14 protein-coding genes are annotated in these 19,385 nt (G+C 68.6%); 11 read left to right on the top strand and 3 right to left on the bottom strand.

The window, feature by feature from the left end; translation table 11 throughout:
- The first annotated feature begins 18 nt into the window (after positions 1–18).
- From A3A5_RS0101910 to pdeM, 7 genes are all read left to right on the top strand, one after another.
- Positions 19–1,581: a PLP-dependent aminotransferase family protein gene (locus A3A5_RS0101910; RefSeq protein ID WP_018308972.1), complete on the top strand. Its 1,563-nt coding sequence runs from the start codon at positions 19–21 to the stop codon at positions 1,579–1,581.
- Between the two features lie 143 nt (positions 1,582–1,724).
- Positions 1,725–2,132, top strand: coding sequence for a nuclear transport factor 2 family protein (locus A3A5_RS0101905; protein WP_018308971.1), 408 nt, complete (start codon positions 1,725–1,727; stop codon positions 2,130–2,132).
- Between the two features lie 15 nt (positions 2,133–2,147).
- The gene (locus tag A3A5_RS0101900) at positions 2,148–3,593 is read left to right on the top strand and encodes an FAD-binding oxidoreductase (protein ID WP_018308970.1); all 1,446 of its coding nucleotides are present in this window, start codon (positions 2,148–2,150) and stop codon (positions 3,591–3,593) included.
- Positions 3,594–3,762: 169 nt separating this feature from the next.
- The gene (locus A3A5_RS0101895) at positions 3,763–4,869 is read left to right on the top strand and encodes a ligase-associated DNA damage response exonuclease (RefSeq protein WP_018308969.1); all 1,107 of its coding nucleotides are present in this window, start codon (positions 3,763–3,765) and stop codon (positions 4,867–4,869) included.
- A complete protein-coding gene (locus A3A5_RS0101890; RefSeq protein WP_018308968.1) occupies positions 4,866–6,539 on the top strand; it encodes an ATP-dependent DNA ligase in 1,674 nt (557 codons plus the stop codon). The genes A3A5_RS0101895 and A3A5_RS0101890 overlap by 4 nt, the downstream gene beginning before the upstream one ends.
- Positions 6,536–9,241 carry a ligase-associated DNA damage response DEXH box helicase gene (locus A3A5_RS0101885; protein WP_018308967.1) on the top strand — a complete coding sequence of 902 codons (2,706 nt, stop codon included), beginning with the start codon at positions 6,536–6,538 and terminating at the stop codon, positions 9,239–9,241. The genes A3A5_RS0101890 and A3A5_RS0101885 overlap by 4 nt, the downstream gene beginning before the upstream one ends.
- Complete coding sequence (gene pdeM, locus A3A5_RS0101880) at positions 9,238–9,945, top strand: ligase-associated DNA damage response endonuclease PdeM (RefSeq protein WP_018308966.1); 708 nt, start codon at positions 9,238–9,240, stop codon at positions 9,943–9,945. Before A3A5_RS0101885 ends, pdeM begins: the two co-directional genes overlap by 4 nt.
- Here the strand turns inward: pdeM and A3A5_RS0101875 are convergent.
- Positions 9,930–10,703 (bottom strand): SDR family NAD(P)-dependent oxidoreductase, encoded by a 774-nt coding sequence (locus tag A3A5_RS0101875; RefSeq protein WP_018308965.1) that lies wholly within the window; start codon positions 10,701–10,703, stop codon positions 9,930–9,932. The two genes, pdeM and A3A5_RS0101875, sit on opposite strands and share 16 nt — an antisense overlap.
- Before the next feature lie 687 nt (positions 10,704–11,390).
- Here A3A5_RS0101875 and A3A5_RS40705 point away from each other — a divergent pair.
- From A3A5_RS40705 to fusA, 4 genes are all read left to right on the top strand, one after another.
- Positions 11,391–12,050: a GNAT family N-acetyltransferase gene (locus A3A5_RS40705; protein ID WP_232431243.1), complete on the top strand. Its 660-nt coding sequence runs from the start codon at positions 11,391–11,393 to the stop codon at positions 12,048–12,050.
- Between the two features lie 127 nt (positions 12,051–12,177).
- Complete coding sequence (locus A3A5_RS0101860; protein ID WP_018308962.1) at positions 12,178–13,107, top strand: LysR family transcriptional regulator; 930 nt, start codon at positions 12,178–12,180, stop codon at positions 13,105–13,107.
- A 144-nt stretch (positions 13,108–13,251) separates the two neighbouring features.
- Entirely contained in the window at positions 13,252–14,121 is an 870-nt protein-coding gene (locus A3A5_RS0101855; protein WP_018308961.1) for an oxidoreductase, read from the top strand.
- Positions 14,122–14,327: 206 nt separating this feature from the next.
- Positions 14,328–16,394 (top strand): elongation factor G, encoded by a 2,067-nt coding sequence (gene fusA, locus A3A5_RS0101850; RefSeq protein WP_018308960.1) that lies wholly within the window; start codon positions 14,328–14,330, stop codon positions 16,392–16,394.
- A 107-nt stretch (positions 16,395–16,501) separates the two neighbouring features.
- Here the strand turns inward: fusA and boxA are convergent, their stop codons facing one another.
- The gene (boxA, locus tag A3A5_RS0101845; RefSeq protein ID WP_018308959.1) at positions 16,502–17,782 is read right to left on the bottom strand and encodes a benzoyl-CoA 2,3-epoxidase subunit BoxA; all 1,281 of its coding nucleotides are present in this window, start codon (positions 17,780–17,782) and stop codon (positions 16,502–16,504) included.
- A 144-nt stretch (positions 17,783–17,926) separates the two neighbouring features.
- Complete coding sequence (gene boxB, locus A3A5_RS0101840; protein WP_018308958.1) at positions 17,927–19,354, bottom strand: benzoyl-CoA 2,3-epoxidase subunit BoxB; 1,428 nt, start codon at positions 19,352–19,354, stop codon at positions 17,927–17,929.
- Between the last annotated feature and the right edge of the window lie 31 nt (positions 19,355–19,385).

The raw sequence follows: 19,385 nt of genomic DNA, 5'->3' as shown, positions 1-19,385 counted from the left end.
AGGCAACGCCCCTGCCCTATGAGCCTGAAGTCTCCCACCACCCTCTGGTCCCAGCTGTTCCAGCAGCATGCCCACTCGGGCCTGAGCCTGCAGGGCAAGATCCGCCAGATGCTGGTCTCGGCCATCCTTGACGAGCAGTTGCCGCAGGGCGAGCCGCTGCCCAGCAGCCGCGAGCTGTCGGCGCAGCTGCGCGTGGCGCGCAATACGGTGGTGCTGGCCTACCAGCAGCTGGTCGATGAAGGCTATCTGGTGGCGCGCGAGCGCAGCGGCTACTTCGTCAACCCGGAGATCCTGGGCACACGCGTGAGCGGCGTGGCGTCGCTGCGCGGCGAGCCGGTGCCCGCCCGCTCGGGCGAGCCGAACTGGGAGCGGCGTTTTGTGTTCCGCCCCACGCAGCAACGCAATATCGTCAAGCGCGCCAACTGGCGCGACTACCCCTACCCCTTCATCTACGGCCAGTACGATCCGGTGCTGTTCCCCACCGCGGACTGGCGCGAATGCTGCCTGAAGGCGCTCAGCGTGCTCGACATCCACGACTGGGCCCAGGACATGATCCTGCGCGACGATGAATCACTGGTGCAGCAGATCCGCACCCGCGTGCTGCCGCGCCGCGGCGTGTGGGCCGGGGCCGACGAGATCGTGGTGACCGTGGGCGCACAGCAGGCGCTTTACCTGCTGGCCGACCTGCTGGTCAGCCCCGACACGCCGGTGGGCATCGAAGACCCCGGCTATCCGGACGCACGCAATATCTTTGGCTCGCACACCTCCCACCTGGTGCCGCTGCCGGTCGACGGCGACGGCCTGACCCTGTCTGACGCGCAACGCGCCTGCGACTACGTCTACGTGACCCCGGGCCACCAGTGCCCCACCACCGTCACCATGCCGCTGGCGCGCCGCCAGGCCCTGCTGCGCCAGGCAGAGGAAGCGGACTTCGTGCTGATCGAGGACGACTACGAAAGCGAAAGCCGCTTCGAAGGCGACCCCACGCCCACGCTCAAGAGCCTGGACCGCAGCAACCGCGTGATCTATGTCGGCAGCCTGTCCAAGAGCCTGGCGCCGGGGCTGCGCATTGGCTATATCGTCGGGCCGGCGGCACTGATCGCCGAGCTGCGCGGCGCGCGGCGGCTGATGCTGCGGCATCCGTCGGCGTATATCCAGCGCGCGTTCTCGCTGTTCCTGTCGCTGGGCCACTATGACGCGCACCTGCGCCGGCTGGCGGCCGCGCACCGCGAGCGCGCCGAAGCGGTGCTGGCGGCGCTGGCCACGCATATGCCTGACTTCCGCGCGGTGCCGATCGCCGGCGGCGCCTCATGCTGGATCGAGGGGCCACCATGGCTCGATGCCGATGCGCTGGCGCGGCTGGCCGAGCTGCAGGGCGTGCTGATCGAACCCGGCAGTGTCTTCTTCATGGCCGAGCCCGCGCCGCGCAACGGCTTCCGGCTGGGCTATTCGTCGATCTCGCTGGACCGCATCGAGCCCGGCATCCGCGTGCTGGCGGGCGTGGCGCGTGAGCTGCAAGCCACTGCCGGCGGCGCCACGACCATTGCCGTGGCCCCTTCCCGGGTCCGTCCCGCGGCTTGAGCCGGCCCGCGGCGGTGTCTCCCGCCGCTGGCCCAAGCGATTGTCCGGAACTGGCGCTACAGCGCCGCGCGCGGCTTCCCTATTCTCGAGTCATGGCCGGACCTGCTGACGGTGCCGGCAGACAACACTCAGGAGACCAAGCCATGTCCCAGCACCAACCCACCGCCGCCGGCATCGAACTGCTGCAGGCCTTCAACGACGCCTGGAACCGCCACGACATCGAAGCCCTGATGCGCTTCATGGCCGATGACTGTGCCTTCCACGGCGTCGCCGGTCCCGACCTGCTGGGCCGCAGCTTCATCGGCCGCGAGGCGGTGCGCGAAGGCTTCCAGCTGGCCTGGCAGACCTTCCCCGACGCACAGTGGGTCGATGGCGACCACTTTGTCGTGGGCGACCGCGGCGTGAGCGAATCCACCTTCCGCGGCACCCGTGCCGACGGCGCACGCATCGAGGCGCGTATGGTGGACGTGTTCACCTTCCGCGACGGCAAGATCGCGGTGAAGAACGCGTACCGCAAGGACCGCCCGCCGGTCGTAGCACCCGCAGCCTGAGCGAGGAGACGCGCCATGCAAGCCGTAGTCCCCCGCAGCAGCCTCCTGGCCGGCGAGCAGTCGACCGCGCCCACCCGGCCGTACGACCCCGCCTACGACCCGCTGCACACCCCCACGCCCGGCCATGGCCGCGAATACGCCCCGACCTACTGGATCGGCACCGCAGGCGAGCCGCCCGCCGACGACGGCCCGATCACGCATGACATCGACGTGGATGTGGCCATCATCGGCTCGGGCTTCACCGGCCTGACCTGCGCCATCTTCCTGGCGCAGGAATATGGCATCAAGGCCACCGTGCTCGAAGCCAACCGTGTCAGCTGGGGCTGCAGCACGCGCAACGGCGGCCAGGCGCAATGCGCGTCCGGGCGGCTCAAGCGCTCGCAGTGGATCCAGCGCTATGGCCTGGATACCGCGCTGCGCCTGCATGAAGAAATCTGCGACGGCATGGAGACCTTCAAAGGCCTGATCCAGAATATCAATTGCGATCCGCAGCCTGGCGGCCACCTGTATATCGCGCACCGCGCCAAGGTGATGCCGGCGCTGGAAAAAGAAGCCAAAGTCCTGCGCGAAGTCTTCAAGTACGACGCACGAATCATGGATGCCGACACCGTGCGGCGCGAGTATGTCGACGACAAGGAAGCCGCGGGTGCCATGCATGAGCCCGAAGGTATCGGCATCCACGCCGGCAAGCTCGCCTTCGGCTACCTGCGCCGCGCGCGCGAGCTGGGCGCCAAGGTGCATCCGTCCAGCCCGGTGACTGGCTGGGAAACCCGCAACGGCGTGCACTACCTGCGCACCCCCGGCGGCATCGTGCGCGCCCGCGCCGTGGGCGTGGCCACCGGCGGCTATACCTCGCAGACGCTGCACCGCCAACTCAAGAACCGCCTGTTCCCGATCCTGTCGAACTCCATCGTCACGCGCCCGCTCACCGCGGACGAACTGGCCGCGTGCAACTTCCGCACCACGCAGGTCATCACCGACACGCGCATCCTGCGGCATTACTACCGCCTGATGCCCGACGGCCGCCTGCAGATCGGGAGCCGCAGCGCCATCACCGGCAACGACGCGCCGCAGGAGCAGTACAAGCAGAAGCTGATCGGCGACATGTACCGCAAGTTCCCTGCGCTGCAGGGGATCCAGGTCGATTACTCGTGGTGGGGCTGGGTCGATGTCAGCCACGACATGATGCCGCGCATCACCCAGCCGGATCCGGCCCAGTCGATCTACTACGCCATGGGCTACGGCGGCAACGGCGTGATGTACTCAGCCCAGGCCGGCAAGCGCCTGGCTGCGCTGATCGCCGGCAAGTCGTCGGCGCTGCCGGAACTGCCAATCTTCGGCTCGCCGCTGCCGTTCCCGAACGTGCGCGAGATGGTGGAATCGCAGATGTTCGCGCCATTCCGGCGGCTGGGGCAGCGGGTGCTGTACCACTGGTATCACCTGAAGGATGACGTGCTGTAAGGCCTGCGGCAGGCGGCTGCGCCGTCTGCCTTTTTTGTCGGATTCCACCGACACTGGAACCAGCCCTCACCGCCTCCATGCCCTGCGCAACGCCGCAGTATGATGCCCAGGTCTCCCTCCGCGGGAGCATCGCGGCCACGCTCCGGCCGCAGTGCATCAGGAGGCACGCTTGGACTCGATCCGGCAGCTACCATCGGAATCCGCCCGCCCCGGCGACCTGGTCGTCGCCCGGCCGGAAGGCCTCTATTGCCCGCCCGGCGACTTCTACATCGATCCGTGGCGCCCGGTCGAGCGCGCCGTCATCACCCATGCCCATTCCGACCACGCCCATTTCGGACACGCGCACTATCTGTGCGCCGAGCCTGGCCGCGGGGTGTTGCTGGCGCGGCTACCCGGCATCCACCTCGACACCCTGCCTTACGGCGAACGCATCACCCACCACGGCGTCACGCTGAGCCTGCATCCGGCCGGGCATGTGCTGGGCTCCGCCCAGGTGCGTCTGGAATATGGCGGGCAGGTTTGGGTTGCATCCGGCGACTACAAGCTCGAAGCCGACGGCACCTGCGACGCGTTCGAGCCGGTGCGCTGCGACACCTTCATCACCGAAAGCACGTTCGGCCTGCCGATCTACCGCTGGCCGCCACAGGCTGCGCTGATGGCCGAGATCTTCGACTGGTGGCAGGCCAACGCCAGGGCCGGGCGCGCCAGCATCGTCTACGCCTATACCTTCGGCAAGGCGCAGCGCATCCTGCACGGCCTGCTGCGGCATGCCGGCGCCGATGGCATGCCCGGCCCGGTGATCGTGCATGGCGCGCTGACGCAGCTCAACGCGGCCTATGCCGAGGCCGGCGTGGCGCTGCCGCCGACAGCGCTGGTCTCCGAATTGCCGCCGCGCAGCCCGCTGCTACGCCAGGCGCTGGTGGTGGCGCCGCCGTCGGCACAGCGCTCGCCGTGGCTGCGCCGTTTCGGCGATGCCTCGGATGCCTTCGCCAGCGGCTGGATGCAGCTGCGCGGCACGCGCCGGCGCCGCGGCGTCGACCGTGGCTTTGCGTTGTCCGACCATGCCGACTGGCCCGGGCTGCTCGCCGCCATCGGTGCCACCGGTGCCGGCCGCGTCATCGTGACCCACGGCAACGTGCCGGTGATGGTGCGCTACCTCGGCGAGCGCGGCTGGCAGGCGCAGGCCTTCGACACCGAATACGGCGACGACGACGAAGCCGCGCGCCCGGACGCGCCGGCGTCCGCCGACGCGGGCGAGAAACAGGGCGCGACATGAAGGCCTTCGCCGACCTCTACGCCGCGCTCGACGGCACCACCTCCACCAAGGCCCGGCTCGCCGCGCTGGTCGACTACCTGCGCGCCGCGCCGCCCGAGGATGCCGCGTGGGCGGTCTATTTCCTGGCCGGCGGCAAGCCGCGCCAGATCGTGCCGGTGTCGCTGCTGCGCGACCTAGCGCGCCAGGCCGCGGATCTGCCCGACTGGCTGTTCGAAGAGAGCTACCAGGCTGTCGGCGATCTCGCCGAAACCATCGCGCTGCTGTTGCCGGAACCACAGGATGCCGACCACGCCGGCCTGGCCGAATGGGTCGAGCAGCGCCTGCTGCCGCTGCGCGGGCTGCCGCCGGAAACGCTGCTGCCGCGGCTCGACGCCCTGTGGCGTCCGCTGGATGCGCACGGCCGGCTGGTGCTGTTCAAGCTGATCACCGGCGCTTTCCGCGTGGGCGTGTCGCGGCTGCTGGTGACCCGCGCGCTGGGCGAGGTGGCCACCATCGATCCCAAGCGCGTGGCCGAGCGCATGGTCGGCTACACCGATCTGTCGGCCCGGCCCGACCCGGCGCGCTTCCTGGCCCTGCTGGCCCCCGAGGACGAAGACGACCGCGCGCTGCGCGCCAGCGGCCAGCCGTATCCATTCTTCCTGGCCCACCCGCTGCAGGCACCCGTCGAGCAGTTCGACGCCGTGCTGGGCGCGCCCGGCGCGTGGCTGGTCGAGTGGAAGTGGGACGGCATCCGCGCGCAACTGGTGCGGCGCGGCGGCCAGACCTGGCTGTGGTCGCGCGGCGAGGAACTGATTACGGAACGCTTCCCGGAACTGCAGCAGGCCGCCGCGCCGCTGCCGGATGGCACCGTGCTCGATGGCGAGATCGTGATCTGGCAGCAGGGCCGCGTGCAGCCGTTCGCGCTGCTGCAGCAGCGCATCGGCCGCAAGACGCTGGGCGCGAAGCTGCTGCGCGAGGCACCGGCGATCCTGATGGCGTACGACCTGCTCGAATGGCAAGGCGAAGACTGGCGGACCCGGCCGCAAGCCGAGCGCCGCGCGCGGCTGGAACGGGTGGTGGCCGATCACGTCCACCCCGCGCTGGAACTGAGCCCGCTGGTAGAGGCCGACGACTGGGAACACTATGCCCGCCTGCGCGATGCCTCGCGCGATCTGGGTGTCGAAGGCTTCATGCTGAAGGCAGCCAGCGCGGCGTATGGCACCGGCCGCACCAAGGATGTCGGGGTCTGGTGGAAGTGGAAGATCGACCCGTATTCGGCCGATGCGGTGCTGGTCTATGCGCAGCGCGGCCATGGGCGCCGCGCCAGCCTCTATACCGATTTCACCTTCGCCGTCTGGAACGCCCCGGCGGGCACGCCCGGCCGCGCGCTGGTGCCCTTCGCCAAGGCCTATTCCGGCCTGACCGACGCCGAGATGCGCGCGGTCGACGCCATCATCCGCCGCACCACGGTGGAGAAATTCGGGCCGGTGCGCAGCGTCGAGCCCACGCAGGTCTTCGAACTGGGCTTCGAAGGCATTGCCCGCAGCGGGCGCCACAAGAGCGGCATCGCGGTACGGTTTCCGCGCATGCTGCGCTGGCGTACCGACAAGCCGATCGAAGAGGCCGACACGCTGGCCACGCTCGAAGCGATGCTGCCGGCTGCCGGCGCGCCGCGGGAGGATGCGGCATGAACCCGCCCCGCAGCGCGCGCCAGCCGGCGGCGCCTTCCATCGACCCCGCCACACCAGCCGCGCAACCGCTGACCGTCGCCCAGGGCATGCAGGCGCTGTTCGACGCGCGCGGCTGGGAGCCCTTCGCTTTCCAGCGCGAAGTCTGGACCGCGATCGCGCGCGGCCAGAGCGGACTGCTCCATGCCACCACCGGCACCGGCAAGACCTATGCGGCATGGCTCGGCGCGCTGATGGCGTTCGCCACGCCGCGCGCGGCGCCAGCGCACGACAAACCCGCGCCGCCGCTGTCTGTGCTGTGGCTCACGCCGATGCGCGCGCTGGCGGCCGACACCACGCGCGCGCTGCAGGCGCCGCTGGCCGAGCTTGATGTCGACTGGACCGTCGCGCTGCGCACCGGCGACACCGGCAGTGCCGAGCGCGCCGCGCAGCAGCGGCGCTTCCCGACCGCACTGGTGACCACGCCAGAAAGCCTGACGCTGATGCTCACGCGCGCCGACGCGCACGAGAGCCTGCGGCGCGTGCGCATGGTGGTGGTCGACGAATGGCACGAGCTGCTCGGCAACAAGCGCGGCGTGCAGGTGCAGCTGGCGCTGGCTCGGCTGCGGCAATGGCAGCCCGCGCTGATGGTGTGGGGCCTGTCGGCCACGCTGGGCAACCTGCCGCACGCGGCCGACGTGCTGCTGAGCGGCGTGCCCGGCGAGCGGCGCGTGCTGGTGCATGGCCATACCCCCAAGAAACTGGTGATCGACACGCTGCTGCCCGACAACGTCAGCCGCTTCCCGTTTGCCGGCCACCTGGGGCTGTCGATGCTGCCGCATGTGGTGGAAGAACTGGCGCACAGCAGCACCACGCTGGTGTTTCTCAATACGCGTTCGCAAGCCGAGCTGTGGTACCAGGCGCTGCTCGACGCGCGGCCGGAGTGGGCCGGCGAGATCGCCCTGCACCACGGCTCGCTCGACCGCGCAGTGCGCGAATGGGTCGAGCTGAACCTGAAGAACGGTGCCTTGCGCGCCGTGGTGTGCACCTCCAGCCTGGACCTGGGCGTGGACTTCCTGCCGGTGGAGCGCGTGCTGCAGGTGGGCTCGCCCAAGGGCGTGGCGCGCCTGCTGCAGCGCGCCGGCCGTTCCGGCCATGCGCCGGGGCGCGCCTCGCGCGTGACGGTGGTGCCCACGCACAGCCTCGAACTGGTCGAGGCTGTGGCGGCGCGCCACGCGGTGCGGGCCGGCCGGATCGAGGCGCGCGAGTCGCCCGACAAGCCGCTCGACGTGCTGGTGCAGCACCTGGTGACGGTGGCGCTGGGCGGGGGCTTCCGGCCTGAAGCGTTGCTGGCGGAAGTGCGCTCCGCCTGGGCCTATCGCGGCCTGACCGACGAGGAATGGCAGTGGTGCCTGGACTTCGTGCGCCAGGGTGGCGCCACGTTGTCGGCCTACCCGGACTTCCGCCGCGCCGTGCCCGACGACGAAGGCGTCTGGCGCGTGCCGGACGCAGGGCTGGCGCGGCGCCACCGCATGAGCGTGGGCACCATCGTCAGCGATGCCACCATGCAGGTGCGCTACTGGAGCCGCGCCGGCACGGGCGGCGCCTCGCTGGGCACGGTGGAAGAAGGCTTTATCGCGCGGCTGGCACCGGGCGACTGCTTCCTCTTCGGCGGCCGCTTGCTGGAGCTGGTGCGGGTGCAGGAGATGACTGCCTACGTGCGCCGCGCCACCGGCAGGCGCCCGGTGGTGCCGCGCTGGAATGGCGGCAAGATGCCGATGTCGACCGAACTGGCCGAAGCCGTGATCGACACCCTCGCCGCCGCCGCGGCCGGGCAGCTGGATCCGCGCTCCACGCCCGAGCTGCCGCTGATCCAGCCGCTGGTGGACCTGCAGGCGAGTTGGTCGGCACTGCCTACGCGCAGCACGCTGCTGGCCGAATCGCTGCACTCGCGCGAGGGCTGGCACCTGTTCCTCTACCCGTTCGCCGGCCGTTCCGTCCATCTGGGACTGGGCAGCCTGCTGGCATGGCGGCTGGGGCAGCAGGTGCCCGCCACGTTCTCGGTCGCGGTCAACGACTACGGGCTGGAACTGCTGGCGTCGGCGCCGGTGGACTGGGCCCGCTGGCTGCCGCAGGTGCTGGCCGACGAGCGCCGGCGCGACCTGGCCGCCGACGTGCTGGGCAGCCTGAACGCAGGCGAGCTGTCGTTGCGGCGCTTTCGCGAGATTGCGCGCGTGGCCGGGCTGATCTTCCAGGGCTACCCTGGCGCGCCCAAGAGCGCGCGCCAGTTGCAGGCGTCTTCGAGCCTGTTCTACGAGGTCTTCCGCAAGCATGATCCCGGCAACCTGCTGCTGGGCCAGGCCGAACGCGAAGTCCTGATGCAGGAGCTGGACGCGCACCGGCTTGCCGCGACGCTGGAGCGGCTGGCAGCGCTGAAGCTCGACCTGCACGCGCTGAAGCGGCCCACGCCGCTGTCGTTCCCGCTGGTGGTGGAGTTCCTGCGCGAGAAGCTCAGCACCGAAAAACTGGCCGACCGCATCGCACGGATGCTGGCCGACCTGGAACTGGCTGCCGGCCCTGAACCTGGCGAAGCCGCCGGCATGCCGGCCGAGGCAGTGGCCGAGGCCGCGCGCTTTGGCATGGCCGACCATGCCGGCCCGTCCGCCCGCACCGCGCGCCGGCCGCGGCGCCAGCGCAAGCCGTCCAGGCCGTTGCCGCTGCTATGAACGTCGATGCCCGCACCTTGCAGGACGGCGGCGCGCTTGCCGTGTCGGCAGCAGGCGAAACCGTGTGGCTGCTGCCCGAACATGCGCTGTGGTGGCCGGCGGCCGGCATGCTGATGGTGGCGGATGTGCATTTCGGCAAGGCCGCGGCCTTCCGCGCGCTGGGGCAGCCGGTGCCGCACGGCACCACCGGCGACAACCTGGCGCTGCTGACCCGGCTGGTGCGGCAGCTGCCGGTCGATGAACTGGTGTTCCTGGGCGACTTCCTGCACGCGCGCGCCGCGCGCACGCCGTCGGTGCTGCGGGCGTTGTATGACTGGCGCCATGACCTGCCGCCGCAGTTGCGCTGCACGCTGGTGCGCGGCAACCACGACGCGCGCGCCGGCGACCCGCCCGCGTCGCTCGACATCGACGTGCAGGACGAGCCCGCCGTGGCGGGCCCGTTCGCGCTCTGCCATATGCCCGGCGCGTCGCCGCTGGGCTATGTGCTGGCGGGCCACCTGCATCCGGCCTGCCGCCTGCGCGGCAGCGGCGCCGACAGCCTGCGCCTGCCGTGCTTCCTGTTCGGGCCGCGCGGCGCCATCCTGCCCGCCTTCGGCGCCTTCACCGGCCATGCCACGGTGCGGCCGCAAGCCGATGAACGCGCCTATGTCGTTGGCGGCGGCAAGGTCTGGCCGGCAAGCCCGGCGCCTCAGAACAGGGTATAGCCGCCGTCGATGACGAAGGTATCGCCGGTGTGGTAGGCCGATGCCGGGCTCATCAGGTACACCGCGATCCCGGCGAAGTCGCTGCCTTCGCCCCAGCGGCGCATCGGCACGCGCTTGTGCACCATCTCCTGGAAGGCGTCATTGGCCTGCGCCACGCTGGTCATCTCGGTCTTGATCCAGCCCGGCAGGATCGAATGGGCGCGGATGCCCTTGCGCGCGTACTCGACGGCGAGCCCGCGCATCATCGAGATCACGCCGCCCTTGGTGGCGGCGTAGTGTTCCGAGCGCGGCGCCCCTTCGATCGCCGCCACCGAGGCCGTGCTGCACAGCACGCCGCCCTCGCCCTGCACCAGCATCTGGCGCACCGCCGCGCGCAGCGTGAAGAAGGCGCCGTCCAGGTTCACGCGCAGGGTCCGGCGCCAGGCCTCGGTCGCCATCTGGTCGAACGGCCCCTTGTTGCCGCTGCCGACGCCGGCGTTGGCAAAGCAGCCATCGATGCGGCCGAGCGCCGCCACCGTGCGCGCCATCGCGGCATCGACCGCGTGCTCGTCGCCCACGTCGCAGAGTTCCGCGTGCACCTTGCGTCCATGCCGGGCCAGCCGGTCCGCGGCGGCGGCGATCTTGTCGGCATTGGTGCCCCAGATCGCGATATCGGCGCCGGCCGCGGCCAGCCCTTCGGCAATGCCCAGGCCAATACCGCCATTGCCGCCGGTCACCAATGCCGCCTTGCCGGTCAGGTCGAACGGATGCTTGCTCATGTCTGTCTCCTCCGATGTGGTTTGTCGCTGTCTTGGCCGGACATTGTTGGCATGGCAGGCGAAAAAGCTCGTCGTCGGAACAGATGAAATTGGGCTGCGGAGGGGAACAGGAAACAGGGCGGCGGGCGTGGCGCAGCCACGCCGCAATGCAACAACGGCGCCGTCGTAAGGCTCCACCGGTACGCGCGTGCACTGGGACGCCGGGGCACCAAGCCCCGTGCCGGCACGCTGCGCGCGACGCGGACTAGCGCAAGCCGAAGAAGCTGAGTACCGCGAGAATGATGACTACGGCCCCAACAAGCCAGACGATATTCATGACAACTCTCCTTGGTCGAAAGGTCCCGGCGCGGTCGCAAACCCGACGGACGCCTTGTGGCGGGTGGATGGTCGACCCGGTCACCTCCCGGGCCAGCGATATGCCCATCGCTGCCAGGACCTCCCGCAACATTCGTGCCGTAGGCGCGGGGGCCTCGGGCTGCGCACCAGCGGCCCTTGCGCGCTTCAGCCTCCGCTGCGGGCGTTGCGAATCCACGGATTACAAGGAAAGTCAGGGACTTAATTACAAACGCGCGACATGGGAGCCTGCGCGATTTGCGGCAATGCATCAGCCAGCGGACCGGCAAGCACGTGCGGGAGCTGCCGATCCGCATCGAGCCTGATCGGGCACTAGTCCGGCGGGTGAGAAGCATGCCGCCGACGCCGCCTGCAACCGCGGCGTCGGCAGGTATCCGCCGCTTCGACGCAATTTTTCAATGTATTTCTTTACAGGGCTTACCCGAAACCCTAGGGTTTTTCATACGAAAACCCAGGCTGCCGGGGATGGATAAGGTACTTTTCTCCCCCCAACACCTGAACACCCCGAATCCGCCCACGCGTCAGGGACCGCCGCCGACAGGCTTCATCATGATCAAAGATCTACGCATTCGTTCTGCGGGCACGCAAGATCTGCCGGCTGTTTCGAAGGTCCTCGCACAATGCGGTTTGGACGAGCACGAAATCGAAGCGCATCTGGACGCTTTCCATGTCGCGGAGCTGGAAGGCCGCGTGGTTGGATGCGCCGGCGCCGAACGATACGACGATCTCATCGTCATCCGGTCTGTGGCCGTGCTTCCCGAGTTTCGCCAGTTGGGGGTGGCAACTCACCTGGTCTCTGCGGTATTGATGCGCGCACGCGCGCAAGGCGTGCGTCGCGCCGTACTGGCGACCGGCAATTGCCCGAGCCATTTTGCCCGCTATGGCTTCGAGCTGTGCTCCGCGGAGACGCTTCCCGCTGAAGTCCGTGCATCGCATACGCTCAAAATTGCAGGCATACCGCCAGGGCTTTGCATGCATTGCGAGCTGAAGTAGCAGCCTCTGCCACTCTCCATCCGCTCTGTCAGTAGTTCACAGGCACGAGGTCCGTGGTGCCCACGGCCGCCGGCTGTTTCCGAATCCGCACTATGATGGCCGGACTCTTCACCATCAGTTGCCAGTCATGGACAAAGCCCGTGTCCTCACCCTCTTCCTCGGCGTGGTGCGCGCCGGCAGCTTCCACCGCGCCGCGATGGAGGCCGGCGTTACCCCGCAGGCCGCCAGCAAGGCGGTGCGCACGCTGGAGGACCATCTCGGCGTGCGGCTGCTGCACCGGACCACCCGCAAGCTCAGTCTGACCGAAGAAGGCACACGCCTGTTCGAACTGGCCGCCCCCGGCATGCGCCAGCTCGACGAAGCGCTCGAGCAGGTCCGCGGCAGCAGGAGCGACGACGACGGCATGATCCGCCTGACCGCGCCGCCGTCGCTTGGCAGCCGCGTGCTGGTCCCGCTGGTGCGCGGCTTTCGCGAACAATATCCCGGCATCACCTTCGATGTGGTGCTGAGCGATCTCTTCACCGACCTGGTCGAAGCCAGGATCGACGTCGGCTTCCGCGTCGGCACCAGCCCCGGCCAGAACCTGGTGGCGCGGCGGCTGTGCGACCTGCCGCTGGTCATCTGCGCGGCGCCGGATTACCTGGCGCGGCACGGCGAGCCGGCCATCATCGACGACTTGCCGCAGCACCAGTGCACGGGCTTCCGCCGCCCCGCCACCGGGCGCATGGTGCCATGGGAACTGCAGGTGGACGGCGCCCTGGTCTACCAGGAGGTGCCTGCCGTAGCGAGCTTCAATGACGTGGAAGCCGAGGTCGAAGCGGTGCGCGCCGGCATGGGCATCGGCCAGCTGCCCGCCTACATGATCCACGCCGACCTCGTGAGCGGGCGACTGAAGGCGATCCTGCCGGGCTACAGCAGCAGCAATGTCGGCATGTACAGGTACTACCCGCATCGCAGCCAGATGCCGGTGCGGGTCCGGCGCTTCATCGACTTCGTGGCGGAGGCGGCTCGGGGCGCGGAGCAGTCGCTGTCGCGCCTGGTCGGGATCGTGCCCTGAGCGTGTCCTGAACGGCTGACTCCCGCGTATAAGCGCCTTTCCAGACGCCCCATTTCGCCCATACGCTTGACTTTTTCTCAAGCGAAACGGCCGGAAATATCGTTTGTCGCGCAGCCCGCCGGCGACAGCTAAAGGAGATTCACCATGTCCGCCAACACCACCATCAACGCCACCAGCAAGGTCTGGTTTATCACCGGCGCTTCGCGCGGCTTCGGGCTGGAACTGACCCGTGCCGCGCTGGCGCGTGGCGATCGGGTCGTCGCCACCGCGCGGCGCCCGGAGACGATCACCGCCGCACTGGGCGGACACGACAACCTGTTGGGCGTAACGCTGGACGTTACCGACGAAGCACAGGCCATCGCCGCCTCCAAGGCCGCCGTGGCCCGCTTCGGCCGCATCGACGTGCTGGTCAACAACGCCGGCTACGGCCTGCTGGGCGCGGTCGAAGAAGCCTCCGCGCGCGAGGTCGAGCAGCAGTTCGCCACCAACGTGTTCGGCGTGCTGACCGTGACGCGTGCCGTGCTGCCGCAGATGCGCCGGCAGCGCAGCGGCCGCATCCTCAACATCTCGTCGATCGGTGGCTACGCCGCGTATCCCGGCTGGGGCGTCTATGGCGCGACCAAGTTCGCGGTGGAGGGCCTGACCGAAGCGCTCGATGCCGAACTGTCGCCGCTGGGCATCCGTGCCACCGTGGTCGAGCCGGGCTTCTTCCGCACCGACTTCCTCGACGCCAGCTCGCTGGTGCGCGTGCGCACGGAGATCGCCGCGTATGCCGATACGGTCGGTGCAATGCGTGAGCACATGGCTTCGGCGAACCACCAGCAGCCCGGCGACCCGGCCAAGCTGGCGGCAGCGCTGCTGGCCCTGGCGGACAGCGACAACCCGCCGGTGCGCCTGCCGCTGGGCTCGGACACGGTCCACCGCATCACCGAGAAGAACCGCCGGGTGGAAAGCGAACTGGCCGCATGGCAGGCGCTGGCGGTGTCGACCGACCACGACGACGTGCGCCGCTGAGTTTGCTGCAGCGCACCAGCATGCGGCTTGCTGCAGCGCAGGCAAGCCGCGCGGCGCCCAGACAAGGCCGGTCGAGCGCCGGTCGCGCCACTTGGCAGCTATTCCATGTCCGGCATGGCACGGTGCCGGGCACGCACATATGTCGCTTCCGCGAAATTTCGCCAATAATGCCCTGAGAGTCATTGCCGGACGAACCGAGAGCCAACATGCACGATAGTCCCGATGCCATCCGCACCGTTGCCCTGCTTGGGCATGCAGGGAGCGGCAAGACCTCGCTGGTCGAGGCACTGCTGTACAAGGGCGGTGCGCTGCACACGCCCGGCAGCATCGAGCGCGGTTCCACGGTGTGCGACAGCGACCCGCTCGAGCGCAAGTACAAACGCTCGCTCACCACCGCCGCCGCCCACCTGCACTACCGCGACACCCGCGTCTACCTGCTTGACACCCCCGGTTACCCCGACTTCTCCGGCCTGGCCATCAGTGCGCTGGCGGCAGTGGAAACCGCCGCCATCGTCATCAATGCCCAGACCGGCATCGAGATGACCACGCGACGCGCGATGGCGTGGGCGCAGGCGCGCCAGCTGTGCCGGATGATCATCGTCAACGGCATCGACGGCGACAAGGTCGACCTGCCCGCGCTGCTTGCGGATATCCAGGAGGCCTTTGGCAAGGAATGCCTGCCGATCAACCTGCCGGCCGGCAACGGCAGCCAGGTGGTGGACTGCTTCTTCAATCCGGCCGGCGAGTCGGATTTTTTATCTGTGCCCGCCGCGCACGATGCGCTGATCGACCAGGTGATCGAGATCGATCCCGAACTGATGGAGCTGTACCTGGAGCAGGGCGAGGCGATCACGCCGGAGCAGCTGCACGCGCCATTCGAGCGCGCGCTGCGCGAGGGCCACCTGGTGCCGATCTGCTTTACCTCGGCCGCCACCGGCGCCGGCGTCGCCGAGCTGCTCGACGTATTCGTGCAACTGCTGCCCAACCCGACTGAAGGCAATCCGCCCCTGTTCTATCGCGAGACACGCGAAGGTGGCGGTGAAGGCGGCGAACACCGCAAGGCGGTGCGGGCCGTTCCCGTGCCTGACAAGCACGTGCTGGCCCATGTCTTCAAGGTGGTGATCGATCCCTATGTCGGCAAGCTGGCGGTGTTCCGCATCCACCAGGGCACGGTCACGCGCGACAGCCAGCTCTATATCGGCGACGGGCGCCAGCCGTTCAAGGTGGCGCACCTGCTGCGGCTGCAGGGCAAGGAGACTCAGGAGATCCCGCGCGCCGGCCCGGGCGATATCTGCGCGGTGGCCAAGGTGGACGAACTCGGCTTCGATGCCGTGCTGCACGACGCCACTGAGGACGGCAATATCCACCTGACGCCGCTGGAGTTCCCGACCCCCATCTACGGGCTGGCGATCGAGCCGGCGCGGCGCGGCAACGAGCAGCGCCTGGCCGAGGTGCTGCACAAGCTCAGCGCCGAGGACCCGTGCCTGCGCGTCGAGCATCCGGTTGGCACCAATGAGACCGTGGTGTTCGGCCTGGGCGAATTCCACCTGCGCTGCGCGCTGGAGCGGCTGACCGAGCAGTACAAGCTGGAGGTGGTGACGCGCCCGCCCAAGATCGCCTATCGCGAGACCATCGGCGGCAAGGCCGAGGGCCATCACCGGCACAAGAAGCAGACCGGCGGCGCCGGGCAGTTCGGCGAAGTGATGCTGCGCGTGGAGCCGCTGTCGCGCGGCGAGGGCTTCGACTTTGTCGATGCGGTCAAGGGCGGCGCGATTCCGGGCCAGTTCATTCCCGCCGTGGAAAAGGGCATCCGCCAGGTGCTGGACAGCGGCCCGCTGGCGGGCTTCCCGATGCAGGACGTGCGCGTGACTGTGTTCGACGGCAAGAGCCATCCGGTCGATTCCAAGGAAGTCGCGTTCGCGACCGCCGGGCGCAAGGCCTTCATCGACGCGGTACTCAAGGCCAGGCCCAGCGTGCTGGAACCGATCGTCGACATCGAGGTGACGGCGCCGGGCACCGCCATGGGCGACATCATCGGCGACCTCTCCACCAAGCGCGGCCAGGTCCATGGCACGCGCACCGCGGCCGGCAACGCCGTGATCGTCGCCGGCCAGGTGCCGCTGTCCGAGCTCAACGACTACCAGTCACGGCTGAACAGCATCACGGGCGGCCACGGCAGCTACACCATCCAGTTCAGCCACTACGACAACGTGCCGCCGGCGCAGCAGGACAAGATGGCGTCGAAGCACAAGGCGCAGGTGGATACGGATTGAGGGTATAGCGCCGAGGATGTGTGCACGCAATGCCGCCGGTGTGCTCCCCTCTCCCGCGTGCGGGAGAGGGGAGCAACAACCCGGCAGTGAGCCTGGGCGTAGCAAGTTCAATACGTCTCCAGGTGCAGCCGCCCATCGCGCTTGAGCCCCTCGGCCAGCGTCTCCCACTGCAACCCCGCCTGCTGCGCAACGTCGCGCAGCGCCAGCACCACGCCCTCTTCCATGCTCTTGAGCCCGCAAACATAGAAGTGCGTGTCGGGGCTCGCCAGCAGTGCGGCCAGATCGGCGGCGCGTTCGCGCATCAGGTCCTGCACGTAGCGTTTCGGCTGCCCCGCCGTGCGCGAAAACGCCAGGTTGATGTCGATAAAATCCTTGGGCAGGTTCTGCAACGGGCCAAAGTAAGGCAGCTCTTCGCGGGTGCGCGCGCCGAAGAACAGCATCAGCTTGCCGCCGTCGAACTTGCCGGCCTTGCGCAGGCGCCGGCGCCATTCGGTCATGGCGCGCATCGGTGCGCTGCCGGTGCCTGTGCAGATCATCACGATGTTGGAGCGCGGGTGGTTGGGCATCAGGAAGCTGGCGCCGAACGGTCCGATCACTTCGACCTTGTCGCCGACCTTCAGGTCGCACATGTAGTTGGATGCCACGCCGCGCACCGGGCTGCCGTCATGGTCCTGCAGCACGCGCTTGATCGTCAGCGACAGGTTGTTGTAGCCGGGGCGCTCGCCGTTGCGCGGGCTGGCAATTGAATACTGGCGCGCATGGTGCGGGCGGCCGCCGGCGTCGGTGCCCGGCGGGACGATGCCGATGGACTGGCCTTCCAGCACCGGAAACGGCGTCGCGCCAAAGTCCAGCACGATGTGGTGGGTGTCGTACTCACGCCCGACTTCGGTCACGCGCACGTTGCCGGTCACGGTGGCGGTGATGGTCTTGTTGGCGGACTTGGCGCCGTACAGGTTGGTGTAGGCATGCGCAGCGGACCACGGCGGCACGGTGGCGCCGTAGCGGGCGCTGTTGACGGCGTCCTCGCCGGTGCCGGCCAGCGGCGACGCGGCGGGAATCTCCGGCGCGGCGGTCTGCATCTCGGCACCGGGCGCCAGGTCGGCCAGTTGCTCGGGCGTCAGTTCTTCCGGCAGCGTGTCCCAGGTGAGTTGCTCTTCGATGCTGTAGGCGCGCAGCTTCGGCATGGCGCGCCAGTTGTCGATCGAGCCCGTCGGGCACGGGGAAATGCAGGCCATGCACAAGTTGCACTGGTCGGCATCGACTACATAGTTGCGCGCGTCGTGCGTGATCGCGCCCACCGGGCAGGTGGCTTCGCAGGTGTTGCAGCGGATGCAGATCTCGGGATCGATCAGGTGCTGCTTGATGATTTGAATTTCTGCCATGTCCATGGCGGTCTCCACAGGATGAGGGGCGCCCGGGGTGAGGGTCGTTGACGGCGGCGGCGCCTTGTCGTGGCGCCTGCCCTCTCCCCCGGCCCCTCTCCCGCACGCGGGAGAGGGGAGCAAACAGGGAGTGGTTGACAGGTCCGTGGCTTAGTTGAAGCGCACGTACTCGAAGTCCACCGGCTGGCGGTTGATGCCCATCACCGGCGGCGCGATCCAGTTGGCGAACTTGCCCGGCTCGACCACGCGGCCCATCAGGCTGGCGACAAAGGCGCGGTCGCCTTCGCTGGGCAGCCACTGGTCGCGGAAGTCGCGCCATTCGGCGTCGGAGATCACGCGGCCGTCCGGCGATACCTTGACCCCGGCCAGCGCGCCGATATTGCGGTGGAAGGCCTTGTGCGGCACCTTCAGGCGGAACGGGATGCCGGCCTTGTCGATGACCTTGTTCCAACGTTCGATGCCGGCCATGCTGTCCTTGATGTAGTCGTCGCGCAGCACTTCATTGAGCGCGTTCAGCAGCGGCACTTCCTTCTCGGTCAGCTGGCCGTTCTGCGCCTGCAGGATGCGGTAGGTCTGGCCCTTGAGCACGTGGTCGTCCATGCGCTTGCCTTCTTCGTAGCGGCCCTTCAGGCCGGTGCTGTAGAAGGTGGCAGCGTTGCTGGACTCATCGGCGCCAAACAGGTCGATCGTCACGCTGTAGTGGAAGTTCAGGTAGCGCTGCAGCGTCGGCAGGTCGATCACGCCGGCCGCGCGCAGCTTTGCCGGATCGTCGGTCTTGAGTTCGTTCATCACCTGGCAGGTACGCTGGATCACGCGCGACACGCCGGACTCGCCCACGAACATGTGGTGCGCTTCCTCGGTCAGCATGAACTTGGTGGTGCGCGCCAGCGGGTCGAAGGAGGATTCGGCCAGCGCGCACAGCTGGAACTTGCCGTCGCGGTCGGTGAAGTAGGTGAACATGAAGAACGACAGCCAGTCAGGCGTCTGCTCGTTGAACGCCTGCAGGATGCGGGGGTTGTCCTGCTGGCCGCTGCGGCGCTCCAGCAGGGCCTCGCCCTCCTCGCGGCCGTCGCGGCCGAAGTACTTGTGCAGCAGGTAGACCATGGCCCACAGGTGGCGGCCCTCTTCCACGTTCACCTGGAACAGGTTGCGCAGGTCGTACATGCTGGGCGCGGTCAGGCCCAGGTGGCGCTGCTGCTCAACCGACGCCGGCTCGGTATCGCCCTGCGTCACGATGATGCGGCGCAGGTTGGCGCGGTATTCGCCGGGCACGTCCTGCCACGCGTCCTCACCCTTGTGGTCGCCGAAATGGATCTTGCGGTTGGCCTCGGCCGGGTTCAGGAAGATGCCCCAGCGGTAGTCCGGCATCTTGACGTGGCCGAAGTGGGCCCAGCCCTGCGGATCGACGCTGATCGCAGTGCGCAGGTAGATGTCATGCTGGTGCGAGCCTTCCGGGCCCATGTCGTTCCACCAGCTCAGGTAGTTGGGCTGCCATTGCTCGAGCGCGCGCTGCAGGGTGCGGTCTTCGCTCAGGTTGACGTTGTTGGGGATCTTGTCGCTGTAGTTGATGCCGGACATGGTGGTCTCCTTCAGGGGACGATTCGGTTGT

The sequence above is a fragment of the Cupriavidus sp. UYPR2.512 genome (assembly GCF_000379565.1).
Taxonomy (GTDB): Bacteria; Pseudomonadota; Gammaproteobacteria; order Burkholderiales; family Burkholderiaceae; genus Cupriavidus.
Note: the sequence above shows the minus strand (reverse complement) of the source record. Positions and strands in the feature narration are given on the sequence as shown.